Origin of the sequence: uncultured Campylobacter sp. (genome assembly GCF_937949835.1) — a bacterium.
Taxonomy (GTDB): Bacteria; Campylobacterota; Campylobacteria; order Campylobacterales; family Campylobacteraceae; genus Campylobacter_B.
This window is the reverse complement of sequence record NZ_CALEDC010000436.1, coordinates 1-2,810: the sequence shown is the minus strand read 5'-3', so window position 1 is coordinate 2,810 and position 2,810 is coordinate 1. Positions and strand designations below refer to the sequence as shown.

Genomic DNA, 2,810 nt, shown 5'->3' with positions numbered 1-2,810 from the left:
CGATCTCGCTTAGTTCGTATGTTTGCAGCCCCACGCGGCTTAGCATGCCCGAGGGCTTTTTTACGACTACGCTTTCGATCTCGCCGCTGGAGCTTTTTTCGATCTTTTCGACTACGCCTTGCTCGCCGTTAAAAAACTCGCCGCTTTTATTTGCGGTAAACAGCACCTTTGCGCCTTCTTTTAGCGTCAGACTTTGCGACGTATTTAGCAAGGCGATCCATTTTTGAATTTTCTGCTCGCTCACGCCGCTTTGTAGCGCTTCATAAACGCCCTCAAAGCTGCTCTGCGGCGCATTAAGCTTGGCTAGTCTGGCGTTATTTATCGCATCTACTTCGGCGTTTCGGCCCGAGATTATCGTGGCGTTCGGCTCAGCTCGCGCGGCATCGATGATCAAAGATCGCATCAGCTCCGCCGTCTGCTCGCTCGTGATGCCGAGCCGCAGCTCGCAAAGCAGGCGGTATAGCGCCGCATCTGCAGTGCGCTTAGAGCCTATCATCTCGACGTAAAAAAACTCGCACTGCCTCCACGCATACGAGCCGAAGGCGTAATCTGAGTCGCTAAATAGGCTTGCGCGCGGCGCGCTCTCGCCCTCTTTGCGCACCGGCGGAAGCTGATAAAAATCGCCCGTAACGAGCAGCCGTCCGTTAAATTTAGAATTTGAAATTCTAAGATAGATCATCTCGAAAAGCTCGGCGCCGATCATCGAAATTTCATCGATCACGATGAGATCCGCGAGGGCTAAAATTTTTCGCAGCTCGCTTAGCTTGCCGCTTTGTTTGCGATCGAAGCCCTTTAGCTCCTCGTGGTTTTTGCAAATGCCGAAGCGGAAGAAGCTATGCACGGTCACGCCGCCGATCTCTACGGCGCTGATGCCGGTGCTGCCGAGCACGATGACGAGCTTGCCGCGAGCGCGGAAATCCTCGATGAGCTCTTTTATTACGTAGCTTTTGCCCACGCCTGCGCCGCCCGTGATGAAAATATTGCGATCTTTTAGCTTTTGGATTATGAAATTTATCAAGTTTTTTCCTATTTTTTGGCAAAATTATAGCCAAAATTTTTTAAAAGGCATTTTGTTTGAAACGATTAGTATCTCTCATCTTCGCGGCTTTAATCCTTGCAGGTTGCGGCGAAACCGTCGGCCCGCGCAAGTTTATCCCTGAAAACCCCGCGGTTTTAGATCTTGATTACGCTCAAAACAGCGAGCGACTGCCGGCTCCTGCGTCGGTGCAAAACATAAGCGGAAAAGCGTTTAAGAGCCGCTATTTTAAAATTTGGTTTGACGATGCGCCGATTAAAGCGGAAATCGATACGTTTTGGGGGCTTAATTACGCAAAGGGGCGCCATTTTGACGCCGCAGGCAGGATATACGACGACGCGATCTATCAGAGCATTCGTATAAACGCCAATGAAGAGGCGTTCGGGCTAATCTCCGCGCCCACTATAACGGTAAAAAACGCGCTGCTGCGAAATATCCCAAGCGACTTGCCGATTTTCGGCGATCCGAGCGAGCCGGGGGAGGGCGAGCCGTTTGATTACGCCGCAAATTCCGCCGTGAGCGTGGGCTATCCGCTGCTGCTGTCGCATTACAGCAGAGACGGCGCGTGGGCGTTTGTGCGCAACGACGGCGTGTGGGGCTGGATAAAAAGCGACGCGATAAAGCGCATCAGTCCTCAGCAGGCGGATATCTACGCAAATTCTAAATTTATAACGATCCTGCGCGAGGGCGCCGCCGTCTATGACGTAAACGGCGCGGAGCTTTTTAGGGCGCGCACCGGTACGATCCTGCCGTATGATTTTAGCGGCGAGCGCGATCTTGGCGGCACGCTCGGCGTGCGGAACGTATTTAGCGGCGAAATTTTAACCCAGTTTGGCAGCAAGAGATATTTCGTTAGCGCGGATGATGCGAGGCTCTGGCCTGCGCCGCTTGATGAGCAAAACTCAAAGATCGTAGCCGCTAGCCTGCTCGGGCAGAAATACGGCTGGGGCGGGTATAAATTTCTTCGCGATTGCTCGCTTATGACGAAGGACTTTTTGGCAAATTTCGGGCTGTGGCTGCCGCGAAATTCTAAGGCGCAATCGGCTCGCGGCGAGCGTTTTTCGCTGGCGGGGATGAGCGCGGATGAAAAGCTTGAGCTCATCGGCAAAAACGGCGTAGCGTATAAAACCCTGCTGTATATGCCCGGCCACGTGATGCTCTATGTAGGGCAGGTGGATGGCAAGCCTGCGGTGCTGCACGATATCTGGGGGCTTCGCACGATGGATGGCGGACGCGCAGTCATCGGACGCACGGCGATTACGTCGCTTACTATCGGCTCGGATCGCGCGGACATCGCCGAGGATCGCCTGCTAATCTCGCGTATCAGCGCGATGAGCGTGCTCTCGGGCGAGGAGGACTTTATTTCGGACGATCGGTTCGCTCCTGAGGATCCGGACGCCTTATCTGCGTATGCGAGCGGAAATTAGCGGCACATACAGGTTAAGCGTGAATTGAGCTTTGCTTAGCAGCTGCCGTCGTAATTGATTTCGCTGTTTATGGAGTCGCGCGCTTGATGGACACCGCAATGCCTGTAAGCGTAAATTTAAAATGACGTTTTTAAATACCGACTATTTTAAATTTAGTCTAGATAGCGAATGAATTTGAAATTTCGGGCTTAAATTTAGTCTAAATTTAAGCCTATATCTCGCAGTCCTTAAAATTTCGGGCAAAATTTTAAAATTAGCCCGCAAGTCTAGTTAAAATTTTAAAAATACCGTCTAAATTTACGCTTCTGCTTTAAAGCTCAATCGCGCGCCGTTCTCTTAAAAGAACA

General features: G+C 51.7%; 2 protein-coding genes. One reads left to right on the top strand and one right to left on the bottom strand.

Features of this window, described 5'->3' with window-relative positions:
- Positions 1-1,018: AAA family ATPase (locus Q0256_RS09765; RefSeq protein ID WP_297962572.1), on the bottom strand; the 1,018-nt coding region annotated here is incomplete at its 3' end.
- Positions 1,019-1,074: 56 nt separating this feature from the next.
- Here Q0256_RS09765 and Q0256_RS09760 point away from each other — a divergent pair.
- On the top strand, positions 1,075-2,463 hold the full coding sequence (locus Q0256_RS09760; protein ID WP_297962570.1) for an SH3 domain-containing C40 family peptidase: 1,389 nt from the start codon (positions 1,075-1,077) through the stop codon (positions 2,461-2,463).
- Positions 2,464-2,810 lie beyond the last annotated feature (347 nt).